This is a genomic window from Paraburkholderia sp. (assembly GCF_035948235.1).
In the GTDB taxonomy this organism is placed as follows: domain Bacteria; phylum Pseudomonadota; class Gammaproteobacteria; order Burkholderiales; family Burkholderiaceae; genus Paraburkholderia.
The window spans coordinates 1-19,426 of the sequence record NZ_DASZJJ010000288.1 but is presented as its reverse complement, the minus strand read 5'-3'; the positions used below and the strand labels follow the sequence as shown (position 1 = coordinate 19,426).

Sequence of the window (19,426 nt, the reverse complement as noted above, 5' to 3'; positions counted from 1 at the left end):
CAAGCGGCGTGGACGTGCAGCTCGATTCGAGCGGCATCAAGGTCAACACGCAGTCGCTCGCCACGGTTGTGACGGGCGGCCTCGCCTTCCAGGCGCCGACCGGCCAGGCGAGCGGTCCGCAGGCGCCCGACAACGCCACCTTCACGCTCGCCACCGACGAAAGCGAAGCGATGCGCGAGCCGGACGGCGCGCCGGTGCGCGTGGTGATGTACTTCAACCAGTCGCTGCGCGGGCTGTCGGTGGGCGCGTCGGTGGACTTCCGCGGCATCGTGCTCGGCCAGGTGACCGACATCGGCATCGAATACGACCCGAAGGAGCACAACTTCACCATGCCGGTGACGATGGATCTCTATCCGCTGCGCCTGTCACGCCGCACGCGGGGCGAGCCGCCCGCGCCGCGCACGCCGCAGAGCCACGAGCTGATCAAGCGTCTGGTCGCGCGCGGGCTGCGCGGTCAGTTGCGTACCGGCAATCTGCTCACGGGCCAGCTGTATATCGCGCTCGACGTGTTCCCGAAGGCCGGTCCCGCGAAGGCGGATCTCGACCGCGATCCGATGGAACTGCCGACGGTGCCGAACTCGCTCGAAGAACTGCAGCAGCAGGTCGCCGACATTACTAAGAAGCTCAATCAGATTCCGTTCGACAAGATCGGCAACAACCTGAACGAGTCGCTCAAGAACGCGAACCAGCTGTTCGGCAAAGTCAACGACGAAGTCCTGCCGCAGATGCGCGACACGCTCAGCGAAGCGCAGAAGACCTTCAACGCCGCGCAGTCCACGCTGCAGCAGGATTCGCCGCTGCAGTCCGACGTGCATCAGGCCATGCAGGAACTCACGCGTACGCTGCAATCCCTCAACGCGCTCACGGATTACCTGGAGCGCCATCCCGAATCACTGTTGCGCGGCAAATCAGGAGATAAGCCATGACGTTTCGCCGGCTCCCCCTGGGGCTTTCCGCCGCCTTTCCGGCACTCGCTTCGGCGTTTGTTCTCGCTGCGGCGCTGGCGGGCTGCGCCTCGCCCAGCAGCCGCTTTTACACGCTGAGCCCGACCGGCGATGCAGCGCGCACGGCCCCGGCTGCGGCGGTGAGCGCCGGCAACCCGGCGTGGCTGATCGAGCTTGCACCGGTGGACGTGCCGCCGCAGGTCGCGAAGGCCCAGCTCGTCGTGCAGACCGACGCCACGCAGGTGAAGGTGCTGGAACAGGAACGCTGGGCCTCGCTGCCCGGCGACGAGATCCGCCGCGCGCTTTCGGGCGACCTCACGCAGCAGTTGAACACCATCGACGTGTATGGCTCGCCGCACCCCGACAACGTGCCGGTCTATCGCGTGAGCGTGAACGTGCAGCGCTTCGAGTCGTGGCCAGGCTCGCACGCGCTGATCGACGCGGTGTGGAGCGTACGCGCGCTCGACTCGCAGACCGTCATGACCTGCCGCAGCGTGCTCAACGAGCCCGTGGGCGACGGATACGACGCGCTGGTGGTGGGTCATCGCCGTGCAGTGGCCGATCTGTCGCAGGCGATTTCGAGTGGCGTGCGCGCGCTTGCCGCCGCGCCGCAGGTGAGCATGCCGGCCAGCACGAAAAGCGGCGCGAAATCCGCCACGCGGATGAAGGTGCCCGCCAGCATTGCCTGTCCGCAGATGGTGCCTGCCGCCGCTTCGGCGGGCTAAGGCGCGCTTCCTCAGTGCTAAACAACGCGGCGCGACAAGCGCCGCGTTTTCTTTGTGCTTGCCGAACGCTGGCCCAGCTCCAGCAGCTCAAATCGCGCGGCCCGCGATAATGTCGGCTTGCCTCACTGCCATGACACTCTCGTATGTTTCGTTCGATCACCACGCTCTGGAAAAAATGGCGCGCTTCGCGCAGCGCCGGACAGCAGCTCGACGCGCTGCTCGCCAGCGCCGATGCCGACGCCCCTTACGCTGAACGCAGCGACTGGCTCGTCGAGCTGGCGCACTGGATTCACCGGCGCGGCAAGCTGGACGCCGACGCGGCCGCCGCGCCCACACCCGACGACGCCCCGCAACGCACGCCGCCCGAGCACGTTCGCGTGCGTTACCTGCTGCATGTGCTCGACCGCAATCCGGCGTGGAAAGCCAATGTGGGCGCGATGGTGCGCAAGCTGCTGCGCGACAGCGACAGCATTTCGCTACTCTGCGACGCCGGCATGCCGGTGCATTCGGGCCTGCTGGGCGCAATGGTCGAGCGCGTGCAGGCGCAACTGATCCCGCCCGCGCCCAACCGCCGCGACCTCGCCGCGCTCGTCACGCTGATGTTCCCGGCCGCCTATGACCCCGAGTGGATCGCGACCCTGCCCGCCGATCTGCTCAAGCGCCTGCAGGCATTGATCGCCGAGCCTGCGCCTGTCCATGCGGTCGCAGAAGGCAACGGCGCGGCTGAACCTGCGGCCAGCGCCGCCGCCCGCCTGCCCGGCGACTTCTCGCTCGACCTGCTCACGGCGCTGCATAACCTGACTTGCCAGATCAGCTCGACGGGCCTCTCGCCGACAGTGCGCAGCCGCCTGTCCAGCGACGACGCGCGCGTCGCTGTCGAAAAGCTGCCGTTCTTTCGCCTCACGCGCGCGCTGCTCGCGGTGGAGAACGCGCGCGATGCTGGCGAGCCTGCGCGTCTGCTGCAGGAGGTGAGCTGGCTGCGGCTTCTGCTCGACGACTGCCGCAAAGCCACCGACGATGTCTTCGCGCATCTTTATCGCCATGGCGTGCGTGTGGACACCGTGTTCCAGGTCGAGCGCATGCGCATGCGGATCGTGCGCGCCGAGCGACTGCTGGACGCCTGGATGGCCGCCGACGATGCGCCGACCCAGGCGCGTCTCGTCGCCGATCTGGTGCGCGCGAACCAGCGCAGCCAGAGCGTTTCGCATCTGTTGCGCAGCAACTTCGCGCTGCTCTCGCGCAAGGTGGTCGAGCTGTCCGCCGACACCGGCGAGCACTACATCGCACGCGATCGCGCCGAATACCTCACGATGCTGCGCATGGCGGCGGGCGGCGGGCTCGTCACCGCGGTGACGGTGTACGTGAAATTCGGCGTGACTGGCGCGCATCTGCCGTCGATGATCGAGGGGCTGTTCGCGGGCATCAATTACGCGGTGAGCTTTCTGGTCATGCACTTCTGCCACTTCTCGCTCGCGACCAAGCAGCCTGCCATGACCGCGCCCACGCTCGCGCGCGAACTCGACGGCGCCAACGTGGCGGCGGGACGTGCGCGTTTTGTGTCGTCGGTGGTGGCGCTGATCCGCACCCAGGCGGCCGCCGTGCTCGGCAACGTGCTGCTGGTGTTTCCGGCGTGCCTGGCGATCCAGCTCGTGTGCGGCTGGCTGTTCCACGTCAATCTGATCTCGCCCGCGAAGGCGCACGCGACGCTGCAGTCGTTCTCGCTGCTCGGCCCGACGCCGTTCTACGCCGCGCTGACGGGCGTGCTGCTGTGGGCATCCAGCCTGTTTGCCGGTTGGGCCGACAACTGGTTCGTACTCCATCGCGTCGAGGACGCGCTCGCCTGGAACCGGCGTCTGCGCATGACACTGGGCGCCTCGGGCGCGGCGCGGCTGGCGCGCTTTTGCCGGGTCAACGCGGCGGGCGTGTGGGGCAATCTGGTGCTCGGCATGATGCTCGGTCTCGTGCCCGCGATCGTCTCGGCCGTGGCGTTCCACTTCGAGGTGCGGCACGTGACGCTGTCGGCGGGCTCGATCGGCGTGGCGATGGGGGTGCTCGGCACGCGCACGCTCGAAAGCGGCGAACTCTGGTGGGCCGTCGCGGGCGTGGCCAGCATGGCCGTGCTCAACGTGACGGTGAGCTTCGCGCTCGCACTGCATATGGCGCTGCGCTCGCGCGACCTTGGCCGCCGCGACGTTCGCCCACTCATGCGTGCGTTCTGGCGGCGCGTCAAGCGCCATCCGATGGCGCTGGTCTGGCCGATCCGGCGCGGCGAGTTGCGTGAAGACAACGATTAAGCGTGCGCTTTTCTATGCCGAACGGCCAATGATGAGGGGCCTTCTGAGGCTGACCAAATCGTGCGGCGAGCCTTGATGTGACGCTGAGGAACGCTCGCGCTCCACGCTTTTTATGGAGCGTTCCTCGAAGTTCTGCACTGTGGCACGCAAACTTGACATGCTTGCCGCGTGTAGTCACATAGGCTACAGTCGGATGATCAAAACGTTTCGGCATAAAGGTCTTCAGGCGTTTTTTCTGGACGGCAACAAGGCAGGGATTCAAGCGCATCACGCAGCCAGACTCCGCATTTTGCTCACCGCACTGGATGCTGCACATGGGCCGCAGGACATGAACTCGCCGCCCTTGCGCCTGCATGCGCTACGCGGCAATCTTCGCGATCACTGGGCCGTCTGGGTGAACGGCAACTGGCGTCTCACCTTCACGTTCGAAGGCGGCGACGCGATCCTGCTCGATTATCAGGACTACCACTAAAGGACAAGGCATGAGCAGCAGAATGCACAACCCGGCGCACCCCGGCGAGGTACTGCGCGAATGGATTCCAGCGGACATGACCGTGACCCAGGCCGCTAATGCGCTCCAGATCAACCGCGTGACGCTGTCGAATATCCTCAACGGCAAGGCCAGCGTGACGGCGAATATCGCGCTGCGCCTGTCCGCGTGGCTTGGCACGTCGACGGACCTGTGGCTCGGCATGCAGAACCAGTGGGATTTGTGGCAAGCCAGCCAGCTGCCCCGGCCAAAGATCAAGCCACTGATTCGAGACGTGGCGTGAGGTTTGTGAGGTGATCGCCAGCACACCGCCCGGCCCCGCGCCCTAACCCGCGTACAATAGCGCCTTCCCCCGCAGCGTCACCTCTCTCCTCATGTCTTTCGATTTCTTTGCTCCCTGCCCGCGTGGCCTTGAAGCCGCGCTCGCCGCCGAACTGGCCGAAACCGCGCAACGGCGTTTGCCGCCCGGCGCGCTCCAGGTCGGCGCCGAAGTCCCCGGCGGCGTGCATTTCCGCGGCAACTGGGCCGGCGGCATGGCCGCGAACCTGCATTCGCGCATCGCGAGCCGCGTGCTCCTGAAGATCGCCCAGCGTCCGTATCGCGGCGAACAGGACATCTACGCGCTCGCACGCGAGCAGCAATGGGAGAAGTGGTTTTCGCCCAACGAAACGATCCGCATCGACATCACCGCGATCAAGTCGCCGCTGCGCAGCCTCGAATTCGCCACGCTGCGCGTGAAGGACGCAATCTGCGACCGCATGCGCGACAAGGCCGGCTCGCGTCCGAGCGTCGACACCGCGTATCCCGATGTGCGCATCTTCGCCTTCCTCACCGCGACCGAATGCACGCTGTACCTCGACACCTCCGGCGAGCCGCTCTTCAAGCGCGGCTGGCGTCTGGACAAGGGTGCGGCGCCGCTGCGCGAGAATCTCGCCGCCGGCATCCTGCGCCTGACCAACTGGACGCCCGAGCAACCGCTCTATGACCCGATGTGCGGTTCCGGCACCTTCCTCGCCGAAGCCTGCCAGGTCGCGATGGACATCGCGCCGGGCCTGTCGCGCAGCTTCGGTTTCGAGCGCCTGAAGCAGGCCGATACGGCCGCCTGGCGCCATCTGAAGAGCGAAGCCAACACGGCGCGCAATTCGGCAATGAGCCGTGCGAAGGATCTGCAGATTTTCGGCAGCGATATTTCCGACGTCATGCTGGAGAAGGCGCGCGCCAACTTCGCGCGGGCGGGTCTGGGCAATGTGCCGCTCAAGCAGATCGATGCGCGCAACATGACGCCGCCTGCCGAGGGCGAGGGCGTCCTCGTGGCCAATCCGCCGTACGGCGAGCGTATCGAAGTGCGCGGCCGCAATGCGCGTGGCGAGTTGCGCGAGCGCAATCCGCGTGACGACGACGGCTACGACGCGCCGGAATCGTTCCGCCGCGCCCACACCGACGCGCCCGACGCCGAATTCTTCCAGGCGCTCGGCGACGCGCTCAAGCAGCGCTTCACGGGCTGGCACGCGTTCTTCCTCACCTCGGATCGCAAGCTGCCGGGCCAGTTGCGTCTGCGCGAAGCCGCCAAGACGCCGCTCTTTAACGGCGCGCTCGAATGCCGCCTGTTCCGCTTCGATCTGATCGCGGGCAGCGTGCGTCAGCGTCCCGCCAAGGACGCCGCAACGGGCGAAAGCAACCCGGGCTAACGCCTCTCCAGCTTAGGGCCGCCGCGCGCGCATCAGACGCGCGCGGGCCCGACCGCTTCCCCGCCTTCCTCGACGGGCAGCGGATATCCTTCGTACTCCGGAAACAATTTCGGCAGCAGAAACCTCGGCACGGCGTAGCGCGAGAAGCAGCGCGACGTCGAAGCCGGATGGATCAGATGCAGGCAGCTCGCCTGGGTATCCTCCGCAGCGAGCACGTTGCCGCCCGCCTCCACCACGCGGCGGATAAAGCTCTCGTCTTCGCCGATATTCACGTCGTCGTAACGCGCCGTTTCCAGCAGCGCCTTGCGATACACGTACGCGAATCCATAGAAGAGGATGAAGTCCGCGCCGATCTGCATCTTCTCGTGGAACGTCACCGTGCCGACCGATTTGCCGCGCAGCTCGTAATGCAAACCGACTCGCGCATTCAGATCCATATAGCCAAGAAACTGCGTATGCGGCGCGTACATCCAGAAGGTCGACAGCTTCATGAGCGCGGCGTCGTTGTCGCGCAGCAGCTTGGTCATGTTGGAAAGATACTGGCTGGCGTAGTGATCGTCGTCGTCGAAGTGGGCGATAACGTCGGCGCGCGACTCGGCCACCAGCCAGTTGCGCTTCGCGCCGATCGTCATCGGCTCTTTCGACCAGTAGTAGCGCACGCGCGCGTCGCTCTGCGCGAGTTGCTGCATGAAGGCGCTCGGCTGCGGACTGTCGTCGAGCACGAGCCACTCCCAGTTGACCTGCTGACGCGCCACGCAGCGTGCGATGAGTGGCAGAAAGGCTTCGCGGTTCGCGGTGGGCGTGATGATGGAAACGTCTGGAGACATGAAGAGCGTGGAAGCGGCACGCATGCCGTCATTGAAATTGGATGCAGCGATTACAACAGATGCACGCGCCTGGCTCTCTCGAAAAACTTCGAAAGCACTGGTGCGTAGCCCGCCTGTCCCTACTGACAGCACGCTGTCAGCAGCCCACGCGCACACTGCCTCTACCCCACGCCGCGCGCCACATCGCAGCCGGGGACGGCGCCCGGGCATCCCGCCAGCCGCCGCCATCCGCACGTATCCAAACGTATTCGCCGTTGCCACTCCAGGAGTGCATCATGTCCACCGAAATCCTCGAAGCGCCCCAGCAATCTCAAGCAGCCCAAGCCACGCGCGTCATCTCGTGGTTCGAAATCCCCGCACACGATCTCGATCGCGCGGCCCGCTTCTATGAATCCGCTTTCGATACCGCGCTGCAACGCGAAGTGGTCGGCGGCGTTCCGATGGCGATCTTCGGCCACTCCGATACCGAAACCGGCGGCTGCATCGTGTTCAATCCGCAGGACGCCAAGCCGGACCCGAAAGGCGTGCTCGTCTACCTGAACGCACAACCCTCGGTCACCGCCGTGCTCGATCGCGTCGAAAAGGCGGGCGGCAAGCGCCAGGGCCCCGCGCTGGAATTGCCGAACAACTACGGCTATATCGGCTTTTTCATCGATACCGAAGGCAACCGCGTGGGGCTGCACGCGGCCAAGCTCGGCTGATCCAGGCACGCTCCGAGGCCGGGTTCACGCCCGGCGCTATCATCTGCCCTGACGGCGCGCGACACGCTTCGCGCGCTTTTTTCTTCCGCGTTTCCCTCATTCGCTCGCGTCCATCCCGCACGCCTGACATGACCCGCCGCGCCGACCGCCTGTTCCAGATCGCCGAGCTGCTGCGCGGCCGCCGCCTCACGACCGCGCAACAGCTTGCCGAATGGCTCGCCGTGTCGCCGCGCACGGTGTATCGCGACGTGCGCGACCTGCAGCTTTCGGGCGTGCCGATCGAGGGCGAAGCGGGCATCGGCTATCGGCTCGCGCGCACGGCGAGCCTGCCGCCGCTCACCTTCACCGCCGACGAACTCACGGCGCTCGCCGTGGGCGCGCGCATGGCCGAATCGTGGGGCGGCGCGGTGCTCGCGGGCGGCGCGCGCGGTGCGCTCGCCAAGATCGCCGCCGCGATGCCCGCCGACAAACGCGCCGTGCTCGAACGCATCGCCGTGTTCGCGCCTTCGTATCACGTCGATCCGGCCTACTCTGAAAAAGTCGACGCGCTGCATCGCGCCGTCGATTCGCGCCTCGTGGTGCGTTTCGCGTATTGCGACCGCATCGGCGCGCAAACGGAGCGGCGCGTGTGGCCGCTCGGGCTCGTCTATTGGGGCGCGCAGTGGACGGTCGGTGCGTGGTGCGAGATGCGCGAAGGGTTTCGCAATTTCAACATCGCGCGCATGAACGCAGTCGAAGTGCTCGAACCGTTTCCCGATGTGAGCGGACGGCGGCTTGCGGACTATCTGCGCCATGTGAATGCTCCGTCGCGCTGAACACGCACACATGCGGCACCAACGAAAAAAGCCCGCATGGCAGCGGGCTTTTGCATCGACGAAACAGTGAAACCAGCCGCTTACTCCACGGCTTTCACCATATCCTCGATCACCTTTTTCGCGTCGCCGAACACCATCATGGTCTTGTCCATGTAGAAGAGTTCGTTGTCGAGACCCGCGTAGCCCGCCGCCATCGACCGCTTGTTGACGATGATGGTGCGCGCCTTGTAGGCCTCGATGATTGGCATGCCCGCGATGGGCGACTTCGGATCGTTCTTCGCCGCCGGATTCACCACGTCGTTCGCGCCGAGCACCAGCACCACGTCGGTCTGGCCGAACTCGTTGTTGATGTCCTCCATCTCGTAGACCATGTCGTAGGGGACTTCGGCTTCAGCGAGCAGCACGTTCATGTGGCCCGGCATGCGGCCCGCGACCGGGTGAATCGCGTAACGCACGTCTACGCCTTTTTCGACGAGCTTGTCGGTGAGTTCCTTGAGCGCATGCTGCGCGCGCGCCACGGCAAGACCGTAGCCCGGCACGATCACGACCGATTCGGCATTGCCGAGCATGAACGAGGCATCGTCGGCGGAACCGGATTTCACCGGACGCTGCTCCTGCGCGCCGACCGTGGCCGCCCCGCCCGCTTCGGCGCCAAAGCCGCCCAGCAGCACGTTGAAGAACGAGCGGTTCATCGCGTGGCACATGATGTACGAGAGGATTGCGCCGGATGAGCCCACCAGCGAGCCCGCAATAATCAGCATCGCGTTATTCAGCGAGAAACCGATGCCCGCCGCCGCCCACCCCGAGTACGAGTTCAGCATCGACACCACGACGGGCATGTCCGCACCGCCGATCGGAATGATGATGAGCACGCCCAGCGCGAACGCGATCGCCGTCATGATGATGAACGGCAGCCACGACTGCGTGATGAAGAACAGGATGCCGAAGCCGATCATGCCGATGGCGAGCATCAGGTTGATCAGATGCTGGCCTGCGTACACCACGGGCGCGCCCTGAAACAGCCGGAACTTGTACTTGCCCGAGAGCTTGCCGAAGGCGATCACCGAACCGCTAAAGGTAATCGCGCCCACGAAAGTGCCGATGAACAGTTCGATGCGGTTGCCGTAAGGCAGGAAGCCCGGATACGGCGCGTCCTCCGCAACGAGCCCAAACGCCGCCGGTTCGGAGACCACCGCATACGCGATGCACACCGCCGCCAGACCGATCAGCGAGTGCATCGCGGCGACGAGTTCAGGCATCTTGGTCATCTCGACGCGCGCGGCGACGAATGCGCCCAGCCCGCCGCCAACGATCAGCGCACCGAACAGCAGCGTCAGTCCAAGGCCGAGATTCGAGCCAAACTGTGCGGACTCCTTCACGATCAGCGCAATCGTCGTGAGAATGGCGATGGCCATGCCCACCATGCCGAACAGATTGCCGGCACGCGCGCTGCGCGGATTCGACAAGCCCTTGAGCGCCTGAATGAAGCAGACCGACGCGACCAGGTAGAGCAGCGTAACGACGTTCATGCTCATCGCGCGCCCTCCTTGACGTCAGCAGCAGCCAACTTCTTTGGCTCTTTCTTGCGGAACATCTCCAGCATGCGCCGCGTGACGAGAAAGCCGCCGAACACGTTCACCGCCGCCAGCAGCACCGCCAGCGTGCCGAAGAACTTGCCCGCGAAGCCCACAGTCAGGCCCGTGGCCAGCATCGCGCCGACGATCACGATCGCCGAAATCGCATTGGTCACGGCCATGAGCGGCGTATGCAGCGCGGGCGTGACGTTCCAGACCACGTGATAGCCCACGTACACGGCCAGCACGAAGATGATCAGGTTGATGACGGTATGGTTGATCAGTTCCATTGCCGGTCTCCTCTCAGGTCTTGCGCGTGACGACGCCATCACGGGCCAGCAGCGTGGCCGCGACGATATCGTCCGCGAGATCGATGTTGAGCGCGCCTTCCTTCGTGATGATGAGCTTGAGGAAGTCGAGCAGATTGCGCGCGTAGAGCGAGGACGCATCGGCGGCCACCATCGACGCCAGATTCGTGTAGCCGCAGATTTGCACGCCGTGCTGTGTCACCACCTGGTCGGCGACCGTGAGCGGACAGTTGCCGCCGCGCCGTCCGGTGGCCGGGTCGGCAACCGGGCCGCGCCCCGCTGCCAGGTCGATCACCACCGAACCGGGCTTCATGGCCTGCACGGTTTCGGATGGCAACAGCGTGGGCGCGTCGCGGCCCGGAATCAGCGCGGTCGAAATGACGATATCGGCCTGGCGCGCGCGCTCATGCACGAGCGCCGATTGACGCGCGAGCCAGGAAGGCGGCATCGGCCGCGCATAACCGCCCACGCCCACCGCTGCTTCGCGCTCCTCATCGGTTTCATAAGGCACGTCCAGAAACTTCGCGCCGAGCGATTCGATCTGCTCCTTCACCGCCGGGCGCACGTCGGATGCCTCGATCACCGCGCCAAGACGCTTGGCCGTGGCAATCGCCTGCAAGCCCGCGACGCCCGCGCCGAGAATCAGCACGCGCGCGGCTTTCACGGTGCCCGCGGCGGTCATCAGCATCGGCATGAAGCGCGGGTAGAGATTCGCCGCCACCAGCACCGCCTTATAGCCGGCGATATTGGCCTGCGAGGACAGCACGTCGAGGCTTTGCGCGCGCGTCGTGCGCGGTGCGGCTTCTAGCGCGAAAGCCGTCAGGCCTGCATCGGCGAGCTTCTGGGTGTTATCCGCATTGAATGGATCGAGCATGCCGGCCAGCACCGCGCCGCGTTTCATAAACGCGAGTTCGCTGACGCTGGGCGATTGCACCTTGAGGACGAGGTCGGCGCCGAACGCGGCGGCGGCATCGGCGATCTGCGCGCCAACGGCTGCATAGGCCTCGTCGGGAAAGCTGGCGCCGGTTCCGGCACCGGACTGGATCGTGACCGTGTGGCCCTGCGCGACGTACTTTTTGACGGTCTCCGGCGTCGCGGCCACGCGGCTTTCGTTCGCCCGGGTCTCCGCGGGCACTCCGATATGCATCGTTGTTTCCTCCTCGGCCTGCATCTCTTCTGTTATGGGCCGACGAGGCTCGCCGGCTCTTATTGCAACGTTCGTGGTACGGCTGAAACGGGCAATGCAACGGCAAACGACGCACCACTTTAACCGAAAGCAGCGACGGCTTTGAAGCGGGATTTATCCCTTTTTGTGCACTGCACACAACAGTGCTGACCGTCCGACCGGACGGTCGAGCCGCGATCCGGCCCCGGGCAGCGTCCGTCGCGTCCCGGTAAAATACTGGCCCATGAACGATGAAACCTGGACTCCCCACGTCACCGTGGCCGCCGTGATCGAGCGCGACGGGCGTTTTCTGCTCGTCGAGGAACACACGAGCGCGGGCTTGCGCCTGAATCAGCCCGCCGGCCATCTGGAAGCCGGCGAGACGCTTCACGACGCGGTCGTGCGCGAAACTCTGGAGGAGAGCGCCTACACGTTTTCACCGGAGGCGCTGGTCGGCATGTATATGACGCATTTCGGCAAGCCGGGCGAATCCGGCACGACGTATCTGCGCTTCACGTATTGCGGCAGCGTCGCGGCGCACGCCGAAGATCGCGCGCTCGATCCCGATATCGTGCGCACGCTCTGGATGAGCGCCGACGAACTGCGCGCCGCGAGCGAGCGTCATCGCACGCCGCTCGTGATGCAGTGCGTGGACGATTACCTCGCGGGCAAGCGTGTGCCGCTGGATTTCGTGCAGACGCATGCGGTGGGTCCGAGACCAGGACAGCAGACAGGCAGCAAGGGCTGAACGCCCATCAAGGCGTAGTACTACAGGGCAGCAGATGATGAGCAAAAAGCGAGTGGTGGTAGGCATGTCGGGCGGCGTGGATTCGTCGGTGACCGCGTGGCTGCTCAAGGAGCAGGGTTACGACGTGGTCGGCCTGTTCATGAAGAACTGGGAAGACGACGACGACGGCGAATATTGCTCGACGCGTCAGGACTGGATCGACGTGGTGTCGGTGGCCGATCTGATCGGCATCGACGTCGAAGCCGTGAACTTCGCCGCCGAGTACAAGGACCGCGTGTTCGCGGAGTTCCTGCGCGAGTATTCCGCGGGCCGCACGCCGAACCCCGATGTGCTCTGCAACGCCGAGATCAAGTTCAAGGCCTTTCTCGACCACGCGATGTCGCTGGGCGCGGAAACCATCGCCACGGGCCACTACGCGCGCGTGCGCCAGAATGAGAGCAACGGTCGTTTCGAACTCCTGAAGGCGCTCGACCACACCAAGGACCAGTCGTACTTCCTGCACCGTCTGAATCAGGCGCAGTTGTCAAAGACGATGTTCCCGCTGGGCGAAATCCCCAAGACGAAGGTACGTGAGATCGCCGAACAGATCGGCCTGCCGAATGCGAAGAAAAAGGATTCGACGGGTATCTGCTTTATCGGCGAGCGGCCGTTCCGCGACTTCCTGAACCGCTATCTGCCGACCAAACCCGGCCCGATGATGACGCCCGACGGCAAGGTCGTGGGCGAGCATATCGGTCTCGCGTTCTACACGTTTGGGCAGCGCAAGGGCATCGGTCTGGGCGGCAGCAAGGATGGCAGCGGCGATCCGTGGTTTGTCGCGGGCAAGAATATCGAGACCAATACGCTCTATGTGGTGCAGGGCCACGATCACCCGTGGCTGCTCGCGCACGATCTGCGCGCCGGCAACGTGAGCTGGGTCGCGGGCGAGCCGCCAGCAGAAGGCCACGCCTGCGGCGCGAAAACGCGTTACCGCCAGGCAGACGCGCCCTGCTCGTTCGCCAGCGCCAGCGAATTTGGCGAAGGCCAGTTCTCGCTGCATTTCCCCGACGCGCAATGGGCCGTCACGCCCGGTCAGTCGGCCGTGCTGTACGACGGCGAAGTGTGCCTGGGCGGCGGCATCATCGAAGCCGTGACGACGCTCGAACCGCACGTGCCCGCCGTGCCGCCGCCGGTCGCGCCGAAGAAGAAGCGCTCGCCGCGCAAGAAGTCTCCCCAGTTCGCCGCCAACAAGCCCGCGGCAACCGCAAGCGAGACGTAAGCTCGCACGCGCGGTGCGCCCTGCGCCGCGCGTTCTTTTCTATCCGATCTCTTCGCTCTTTCTTCAGTGCGTTTGCGCGGTGTCGGCTCCGGCCCCGCAAAAAGCCTGCCCGCTTCCCGGCCAGTTTCACAAACTTGCGGCATTATTCGGGCACGCCAGCGCCGTACCCGGGCGCGGCGCGGTTCGCGCGGCCCTGACCGGAGCACGCGCGGCGGATCAAGAGAACGAGGAGTCCCCCCAATGTTTTCCCGACGTTACCTCGCCATGTGGTGCGCGGTGCTGCTGCTTGCAGCCTGCGTGATTGCAGCGGCGTTCCATCATCTGTCGTGGTATTGCGCCATCGTGCCCGCGCTGTTCGTCGCGCTCGGCCTCTACGACATGACGCAGTTGCGCCACGCCATCCTGCGCAATTACCCGCTCTGGGGCCATCTGCGTTTCCTGTTCGAGTTCGTGCGGCCTGAAATCCGCCAGTATTTCGTCGAAGACGACACCGACGAAAAACCCTTCTCGCTCGTGCAGCGCAGCGTGGTTTATCAGCGCTCCAAGAACGTCGTCGACAGCCGCCCTTACGGCACCGAACTCGACGTCAAAGCCATCGGCCACGAATGGATCAGCCATTCGCTCGCGCCCACCAAACTGAACGGCAGCGACTTCCGCGTGCTGGTCGGCGCAAGCCGCGCGCAGCCGTATTCGATGTCGATCTTCAACATCTCGGCGATGAGCTTCGGCGCGCTGTCGGCCAATGCGATTCGCGCGCTCAATCTGGGCGCGAAGAAAGGCGGCTTTGCGCACGACACCGGCGAAGGTTCGATGTCGAAATATCACCGCGAACACGGCGGCGACATCATCTGGGAAATCGCTTCGGGCTACTTCGGCTGCCGCAACGACGACGGCACCTTCAGCGCGGATAAATTCCAGCGTCTGGCCAACGAGCCGCAAGTGAAGATGATCGAGGTGAAGCTTTCGCAAGGCGCCAAACCCGGCCACGGCGGCATGCTGCTCGCGGCCAAGGTCACGCCGGAAATCGCGGAAACGCGCGGCATTGCGATGGGCCAGGATTGTGTTTCGCCGGCACGCCATTCGGAATTTTCGACGCCGCGCGGACTGCTTGAATTCGTCGAGCGCCTGCGCAAACTGTCGGGCGGCAAGCCCACCGGCTTCAAGCTGTGTATCGGCCATCCGTGGGAATTTTTCGGTATCGCCAAGGCGATGCTCGAAACCGGCATCCTGCCCGACTTCATCGTCGTGGATGGCGCGGAAGGCGGCACGGGCGCAGCACCGATTGAATTTACCGATCACATCGGCACGCCGCTGCAGGAAGGTCTGCTGCTCGTGCACAACACGCTGGTAGGCATCGGCCTGCGCGACAAGATCAAGATCGGCGCGAGCGGCAAGATCATCACCGCATTCGACGTCGCAAGGACGCTCGCGATCGGCGCGGACTGGGTCAACTCGGCGCGCGGCTTCATGTTCGCGGTGGGCTGCATCCAGGCGCAGAAGTGCCATTCGGACCGCTGTCCCACGGGCGTGGCGACGCAAGATCCGGTGCGCCAGCGCGCGCTCGACGTGCCCGACAAGGGCGAGCGCGTCTACAACTTCCACCGCAACACGCTGCACGCGCTGCAGGAAATCATTCAGGCTGCGGGTCTCGATAGTCCCTCCGATCTGCGCGCACATCACATCGTGCGCCGCGTTTCTTCATACGAAGTGAAGCTGATGTCGGAACTGCTCAAGTATCTGAAGCCGGGCGATCTGCTCGAAGCGCGTTATCGCTATCAGTTGTACGAGAAGTGGTGGCCGGTGGCGCGCAGCGATTCGTTCGCGCCCGCAGAAGAGAAAATCGTCTGATGGTCCGATGATAGTTGCGCGTGCAACCATCATCGGATTCGAAGGCGAAAAAAAAGCGCGCATTGAAAAATGCGCGCTTTTTTCATGCTCTGCGTGCTGCAGCGAACGTTAAGCCTGCGGCACGGTATCTGCGAACGAGGCGCGTTGCATGAGCTTCTCGAAGTGCTTCGCGAGATTCGGATGCGTCTCGCGCCAATCCAGCTCCGGCTGACGGAAGTCGAGATAACCGAGCGCGCAACCCACCGCGATATCGGCGAGCGTGTAGCGGTTGCCCGCGCACCACGCATTGCCCGCGAGACCCTTGGCCATCGCTTTCAGACCTTCGTGAATCTTGCGATTCTGACGCTCGATCCAAGCCTCGCATTGCTGTTCGGGCGTACGCTGCGTGCCTTCCGCGCGGATCAGCACGGCGGCGTCGAGCATGCCGTCGGCGAGCGCTTCCCAGCACCGCACTTCCACGCGCTCGCGTCCGCCTTGCGGGATCAGCTTGCCGACCGGCGAGAGCATGTCCACGTATTCGCAGATCACGCGCGAGTCGAACACGGCTTCGCCGTCCTCCATCACGAGACACGGCACCTTGCCGAGCGGGTTGAAATCGTGGATCGCCGTTTCGGCGGCCCACACGTTTTCAAGCACCAGCTTGTAGTCGATTTTCTTTTCGGCGAGCATGATCCGCGCCTTGCGGACATACGGGCTCCCGAGCGAACCGATAAGTTTCATCGCACCTGCCTTTTCTGGAATTCGGCGGAAGTATACGTGGTAATCGACAAATTCTGACGAGTCGTCCGCTTGATGGCGTGAATTCGGCGGCGGGTTTTGTCGGCTCGATGCAACATTGGGCACGCGGCGGCGAGGCTTGCGCCATGCATATCGGCACGTTTCACTGGCGCGCAGCGGCGGGCATCGCGCACAGCCAGGCGCTACAATCGCACGATGGACACGACCCTCACGGAAAGCGCTTCGGCCGCTGTGCGCGCGGCTGCCGACGCGACGCGCGGCCCCGATGGCGGCGCAGCACTCTATCGCGCGCGCCGCGAACGCGTGCTCGCCGCGCTGCGCGCGCAAGGCGGCGGCGTGGCCCTGGTGCCCACCGCGCCCGAAGTCATGCGCAATCGCGACGCCGACTACCCCTATCGGCACGACAGCTATTTCTACTACCTCACCGGCTTTACCGAGCCCGAGGCACTGCTCGTGCTCGACGCGAACGCAGGCGAGAATCAGCCCGCATCGATCCTCTTTTGCCGTGCGAAAAACGTCGAACGCGAAACATGGGAAGGCTTCCGTTTCGGTCCCGACGGCGCGCGCGAAGCGTTCGGTTTCGACGCTGCGCACCCCATCGACGATATCGATTCCCAGATACCGCGTCTGATCGCCAATCGTCCGGCGCTGCACTATGCGCTCGCGGCTTCCGAACGCTTCGACGCCCAGGTGCGCGGCTGGATCGACTCGGTGCGCGCGCAGGGACGCAGCGGCGTCACCGCGCCCGCTGCCGCCTATGACCTGATGCCGCTGCTCGACGATATGCGCCTCGTGAAAGACGCGCACGAACTCGATACGATGCGCCGCGCCGGGCAGATTTCGGCGCTCGCGCACGTGCGCGCGATGCAGTCGTGCCGCCCCGGCATGCGCGAATACGAGATCGAAGCCGAACTGCTCTACACGTTCCGCAAGCACGGCGCGCAGGCGCCCGCGTACGGCTCGATCGTCGCGGCGGGCGCGAATGCGTGCGTGCTGCACTATCCGGCGGGCAACGCCGTGGCGCGCGAGGGCGATCTGATCCTGATCGATGCCGCGTGCGAGCTGAACGGCTACGCCTCCGACATCACGCGCACGTTCCCCGCAAGCGGGCGCTTCACGAGCGCACAGCGCGAAATCTACGACATCGTGCTGGCCGCCCAGCAGGCCGCCGTGGACGCCACGCGCGCAGGCGTGAATTTCGAAGCGCCGCACGACGCCGCCGTGCGCGTGCTGGCACAAGGGCTGCTCGATACGGGCATCCTTGATCGCCAGCGCTTCGCGGGCGTGGACGACGTGATCGCCGAACGCGCCTACGCGCGCTTTTACATGCATCGCACGGGCCATTGGCTCGGCATGGATGTGCATGACGTGGGCGATTATCGCGAGCGTGGCGCGCAACAGGTGCAAGCCGATGCCGCGCCGCCGTGGCGCACATTGCGCGCGGGCATGACGCTGACGATCGAGCCGGGCCTATACATCCGCGCGGCCGAAGACGTGCCCGAGCGCTACTGGGATATCGGCATCCGCATCGAGGACGACGCCATCGTCACCGATACCGGATGCGAGCTCATCACGCGCGGCGTGCCCGTGAACGCCGACGAGATCGAAGCGCTGATGCAGGATGCGCAGCGCGGCGCCTGAGCGCGTTTCGACCGGCTATTTCGACACAACAAGAACCTACGACCAGAACCGAACGCAGCGACATGAACGCAGTGAATGCAGCCAGCCAGGCCGTGCAACAAGACGGCCGCGCGCACAATGCCCCCGTCCCTTTCGACCATGACGTCATCATCGTCGGTGCCGGGCCGGTCGGGCTCGCGCTTGCGGGCTGGCTCGCGCGACGCAGCGCGACGTCGGGACTGTCGGTCGCGCTGATCGACGCGCGCGAGCCCGAGGACAGCGCGAGCGACCCACGCGCCATCGCCGTTTCGCAAGGCAGCCGCACGCTGCTGCAAGCGCTTGCCTGGCCGCAGGACGCGACCTCGATCGAACGCATCCACGTCTCGCAGCGTGGCCACTTTGGCCGCACGCTGATCGACCGGCACGATTACGACCTGCCCGCGCTTGGGTATGTCGCGCGCTACGGCTCGATCGTGCAGTCGCTCGCGCAGGCCGTGCGCGGCACCAGCGTGCAGTGGCTGCATCACACGCACGCGCAGGAACCCGTGGTCGAGCACGACGGCGTGACGCTGCAAGTGGAAAGCGCAGGCGTTGTGCGCACGCTGCGCACACGCATTCTGGTCAATGCGGAAGGCGGTTTGTATCGCGTGCAGACGCCTGCGGCCGATCCGCAAACGCAAGACGCAGGCGAGAGCGATGCGGCTCAAGCCACGACGCAACGTTCGCGAAAACGCACGCGCGATTACGGGCAGACCGCGCTCGTGGGCGTCGTGAGTGTGTCGGCGCCGCAAGCGCATGTCGCGTGGGAACGCTTCACCGACGAAGGCCCGATCGCGCTGCTGCCGATGGGCGGCCCGCGCGACGCCGATTTCGCGCTGGTGTGGTGCTCGGCGCCGGTCGAAGCCGCGCGCCGCGCGGCGCTCTCCGATGCCGACTTCCTCGCCGAACTCGGCGCGGCTTTCGGCGCGCGCATGGGACGCTTCACGCAGATTCAGGGCCGCGCGGCGTTCCCGCTCGGCTTGAACGCGCTCGATACGCTGGTGTCGGGACAAGGCCGCATCGCCGCGGTCGGCAACGCGGCGCAGACGCTGCATCCGGTGGCTGGCCAGGGGCTGAATCTCGGCCTGCGCGACGCCCACGCACTGGCCGACGCCCTCGCCCAGCACGGCGCAACGCCGCTCGCGCTCGCCGATTTCGCGGGCCGTCGCGCTTTCGACCGCCGCATGACGATTGGCGTGACGGACACGCTCGCGCGTCTGTTCACGGTGGATTTCCCAGCGCTCGGAACGTTGCGCGGCCTCGCGCTGACGGCGCTGGAATTTGTGCCGCCGGTGAAGTCGGCGCTGGCCCGGCAGATGATGTTTGGGCAGCGGAGTTGATCGGGCGCAGATCTGGCTCGCCGTTACGCGCGCGAGGGCACGGATTACGGTAGCATATCTACGTTTTGTAGATACGAAATAAGGTGCGCATGGATACCGCAAAAATCTTCAAGCATGGCGGCTCGCAAGCCGTTCGATTGCCCAAAGACTTTCGCTTCGACACGGCGGAAGTCCGGATTCGCCGCCACGGTGCCGCGGTGATTCTGGAGCCAGTACCCAACGACTGGGCTTGGTTGACTCCGTTAGTCGGCCCGGTCGATCCCGATTTCGAAACCGCGGCAACTACACAGTCAGGCGAACAGTC

19 protein-coding genes are annotated in these 19,426 nt (G+C 65.2%); 14 read left to right on the top strand and 5 right to left on the bottom strand.

The features are described from left to right. The 6 genes from VG320_RS25260 to VG320_RS25235 all read left to right on the top strand — a co-directional run. On the top strand, positions 1-926 hold a 926-nt coding region (locus VG320_RS25260), incomplete at its 5' end, for an intermembrane transport protein PqiB (protein ID WP_327202796.1). Beyond that, positions 923-1,669, top strand: a complete 747-nt coding sequence (locus VG320_RS25255; protein ID WP_327202795.1) for a PqiC family protein — start codon at positions 923-925, stop codon at positions 1,667-1,669. The genes VG320_RS25260 and VG320_RS25255, both read left to right, overlap by 4 nt. Before the next feature lie 143 nt (positions 1,670-1,812). Continuing rightward, positions 1,813-3,963, top strand: coding sequence for a site-specific recombinase (locus VG320_RS25250; RefSeq protein ID WP_327202794.1), 2,151 nt, complete (start codon positions 1,813-1,815; stop codon positions 3,961-3,963). A 193-nt stretch (positions 3,964-4,156) separates the two neighbouring features. Next, positions 4,157-4,435 (top strand): type II toxin-antitoxin system RelE/ParE family toxin, encoded by a 279-nt coding sequence (locus VG320_RS25245; RefSeq protein ID WP_327202793.1) that lies wholly within the window; start codon positions 4,157-4,159, stop codon positions 4,433-4,435. A 10-nt stretch (positions 4,436-4,445) separates the two neighbouring features. Beyond that, entirely contained in the window at positions 4,446-4,736 is a 291-nt protein-coding gene (locus VG320_RS25240) for a HigA family addiction module antitoxin (RefSeq protein ID WP_327202792.1), read from the top strand. Positions 4,737-4,827: 91 nt separating this feature from the next. Further along, positions 4,828-6,141: a class I SAM-dependent RNA methyltransferase gene (locus tag VG320_RS25235; RefSeq protein WP_327202791.1), complete on the top strand. Its 1,314-nt coding sequence runs from the start codon at positions 4,828-4,830 to the stop codon at positions 6,139-6,141. Positions 6,142-6,173: 32 nt separating this feature from the next. Here VG320_RS25235 and VG320_RS25230 read toward each other — a convergent pair whose 3' ends face one another. Then, a complete protein-coding gene (locus VG320_RS25230; RefSeq protein WP_327202790.1) occupies positions 6,174-6,968 on the bottom strand; it encodes a glycosyltransferase family 2 protein in 795 nt (264 codons plus the stop codon). Positions 6,969-7,243: 275 nt separating this feature from the next. Between VG320_RS25230 and VG320_RS25225 the strand changes: the two genes are divergently transcribed. Together VG320_RS25225 and VG320_RS25220 are read left to right on the top strand one after the other, a co-directional pair. Beyond that, entirely contained in the window at positions 7,244-7,669 is a 426-nt protein-coding gene (locus tag VG320_RS25225; RefSeq protein WP_327202789.1) for a VOC family protein, read from the top strand. A gap of 128 nt (positions 7,670-7,797) precedes the next feature. Then, complete coding sequence (locus VG320_RS25220; protein WP_327202788.1) at positions 7,798-8,484, top strand: YafY family protein; 687 nt, start codon at positions 7,798-7,800, stop codon at positions 8,482-8,484. A gap of 80 nt (positions 8,485-8,564) precedes the next feature. Here the strand turns inward: VG320_RS25220 and VG320_RS25215 are convergent, their stop codons facing one another. The 3 genes from VG320_RS25215 to VG320_RS25205 are packed head-to-tail and all read right to left on the bottom strand — an operon-like array spanning position 8,565 to position 11,513. After that, positions 8,565-10,019, bottom strand: a complete 1,455-nt coding sequence (locus VG320_RS25215; RefSeq protein WP_327202787.1) for an NAD(P)(+) transhydrogenase (Re/Si-specific) subunit beta — start codon at positions 10,017-10,019, stop codon at positions 8,565-8,567. Continuing rightward, positions 10,016-10,348: an NAD(P) transhydrogenase subunit alpha gene (locus tag VG320_RS25210; protein ID WP_327202786.1), complete on the bottom strand. Its 333-nt coding sequence runs from the start codon at positions 10,346-10,348 to the stop codon at positions 10,016-10,018. Before VG320_RS25210 ends, VG320_RS25215 begins: the two co-directional genes overlap by 4 nt. Positions 10,349-10,361: 13 nt before the next feature. Continuing rightward, positions 10,362-11,513 carry a Re/Si-specific NAD(P)(+) transhydrogenase subunit alpha gene (locus VG320_RS25205; RefSeq protein WP_327202785.1) on the bottom strand — a complete coding sequence of 384 codons (1,152 nt, stop codon included), beginning with the start codon at positions 11,511-11,513 and terminating at the stop codon, positions 10,362-10,364. 262 nt (positions 11,514-11,775) lie between these two features. Here VG320_RS25205 and VG320_RS25200 point away from each other — a divergent pair, with 262 nt between their 5' ends. From VG320_RS25200 to VG320_RS25190, 3 genes are all read left to right on the top strand, one after another. Further along, positions 11,776-12,279 carry an NUDIX hydrolase gene (locus tag VG320_RS25200; protein WP_327202784.1) on the top strand — a complete coding sequence of 168 codons (504 nt, stop codon included), beginning with the start codon at positions 11,776-11,778 and terminating at the stop codon, positions 12,277-12,279. Positions 12,280-12,316: 37 nt separating this feature from the next. Further along, complete coding sequence (mnmA, locus tag VG320_RS25195; protein ID WP_327202783.1) at positions 12,317-13,537, top strand: tRNA 2-thiouridine(34) synthase MnmA; 1,221 nt, start codon at positions 12,317-12,319, stop codon at positions 13,535-13,537. Positions 13,538-13,777: 240 nt separating this feature from the next. Beyond that, positions 13,778-15,385, top strand: a complete 1,608-nt coding sequence (locus VG320_RS25190; RefSeq protein ID WP_327202782.1) for an FMN-binding glutamate synthase family protein — start codon at positions 13,778-13,780, stop codon at positions 15,383-15,385. Positions 15,386-15,493: 108 nt separating this feature from the next. Here VG320_RS25190 and VG320_RS25185 read toward each other — a convergent pair whose 3' ends face one another. Next, complete coding sequence (locus VG320_RS25185; RefSeq protein WP_321840670.1) at positions 15,494-16,105, bottom strand: glutathione S-transferase; 612 nt, start codon at positions 16,103-16,105, stop codon at positions 15,494-15,496. A 213-nt stretch (positions 16,106-16,318) separates the two neighbouring features. Here VG320_RS25185 and VG320_RS25180 point away from each other — a divergent pair, with 213 nt between their 5' ends. From VG320_RS25180 to VG320_RS25170, 3 genes are all read left to right on the top strand, one after another. Further along, the gene (locus VG320_RS25180) at positions 16,319-17,764 is read left to right on the top strand and encodes an aminopeptidase P N-terminal domain-containing protein (RefSeq protein WP_327202781.1); all 1,446 of its coding nucleotides are present in this window, start codon (positions 16,319-16,321) and stop codon (positions 17,762-17,764) included. A gap of 62 nt (positions 17,765-17,826) precedes the next feature. Further along, the gene (locus VG320_RS25175; RefSeq protein WP_327202780.1) at positions 17,827-19,122 is read left to right on the top strand and encodes a UbiH/UbiF/VisC/COQ6 family ubiquinone biosynthesis hydroxylase; all 1,296 of its coding nucleotides are present in this window, start codon (positions 17,827-17,829) and stop codon (positions 19,120-19,122) included. A gap of 89 nt (positions 19,123-19,211) precedes the next feature. Next, on the top strand, positions 19,212-19,426 hold a 215-nt coding region (locus tag VG320_RS25170; RefSeq protein ID WP_327202779.1), incomplete at its 3' end, for a type II toxin-antitoxin system VapB family antitoxin.

Coding starts and splice junctions, on each gene's coding strand:
- VG320_RS25255 (WP_327202795.1), top strand. CDS start 923: ATGACGTTTCGCCGGCTCCCCCTGGGGCTTTCCGCCGCCTTTCCGGCA.
- VG320_RS25250 (WP_327202794.1), top strand. CDS start 1,813: ATGTTTCGTTCGATCACCACGCTCTGGAAAAAATGGCGCGCTTCGCGC.
- VG320_RS25245 (WP_327202793.1), top strand. CDS start 4,157: ATGATCAAAACGTTTCGGCATAAAGGTCTTCAGGCGTTTTTTCTGGAC.
- VG320_RS25240 (WP_327202792.1), top strand. CDS start 4,446: ATGAGCAGCAGAATGCACAACCCGGCGCACCCCGGCGAGGTACTGCGC.
- VG320_RS25235 (WP_327202791.1), top strand. CDS start 4,828: ATGTCTTTCGATTTCTTTGCTCCCTGCCCGCGTGGCCTTGAAGCCGCG.
- VG320_RS25230 (WP_327202790.1), bottom strand. CDS start 6,968: ATGTCTCCAGACGTTTCCATCATCACGCCCACCGCGAACCGCGAAGCC.
- VG320_RS25225 (WP_327202789.1), top strand. CDS start 7,244: ATGTCCACCGAAATCCTCGAAGCGCCCCAGCAATCTCAAGCAGCCCAA.
- VG320_RS25220 (WP_327202788.1), top strand. CDS start 7,798: ATGACCCGCCGCGCCGACCGCCTGTTCCAGATCGCCGAGCTGCTGCGC.
- VG320_RS25215 (WP_327202787.1), bottom strand. CDS start 10,019: ATGAGCATGAACGTCGTTACGCTGCTCTACCTGGTCGCGTCGGTCTGC.
- VG320_RS25210 (WP_327202786.1), bottom strand. CDS start 10,348: ATGGAACTGATCAACCATACCGTCATCAACCTGATCATCTTCGTGCTG.
- VG320_RS25205 (WP_327202785.1), bottom strand. CDS start 11,513: ATGCATATCGGAGTGCCCGCGGAGACCCGGGCGAACGAAAGCCGCGTG.
- VG320_RS25200 (WP_327202784.1), top strand. CDS start 11,776: ATGAACGATGAAACCTGGACTCCCCACGTCACCGTGGCCGCCGTGATC.
- mnmA (WP_327202783.1), top strand. CDS start 12,317: ATGAGCAAAAAGCGAGTGGTGGTAGGCATGTCGGGCGGCGTGGATTCG.
- VG320_RS25190 (WP_327202782.1), top strand. CDS start 13,778: ATGTTTTCCCGACGTTACCTCGCCATGTGGTGCGCGGTGCTGCTGCTT.
- VG320_RS25185 (WP_321840670.1), bottom strand. CDS start 16,105: ATGAAACTTATCGGTTCGCTCGGGAGCCCGTATGTCCGCAAGGCGCGG.
- VG320_RS25180 (WP_327202781.1), top strand. CDS start 16,319: ATGGACACGACCCTCACGGAAAGCGCTTCGGCCGCTGTGCGCGCGGCT.
- VG320_RS25175 (WP_327202780.1), top strand. CDS start 17,827: ATGAACGCAGTGAATGCAGCCAGCCAGGCCGTGCAACAAGACGGCCGC.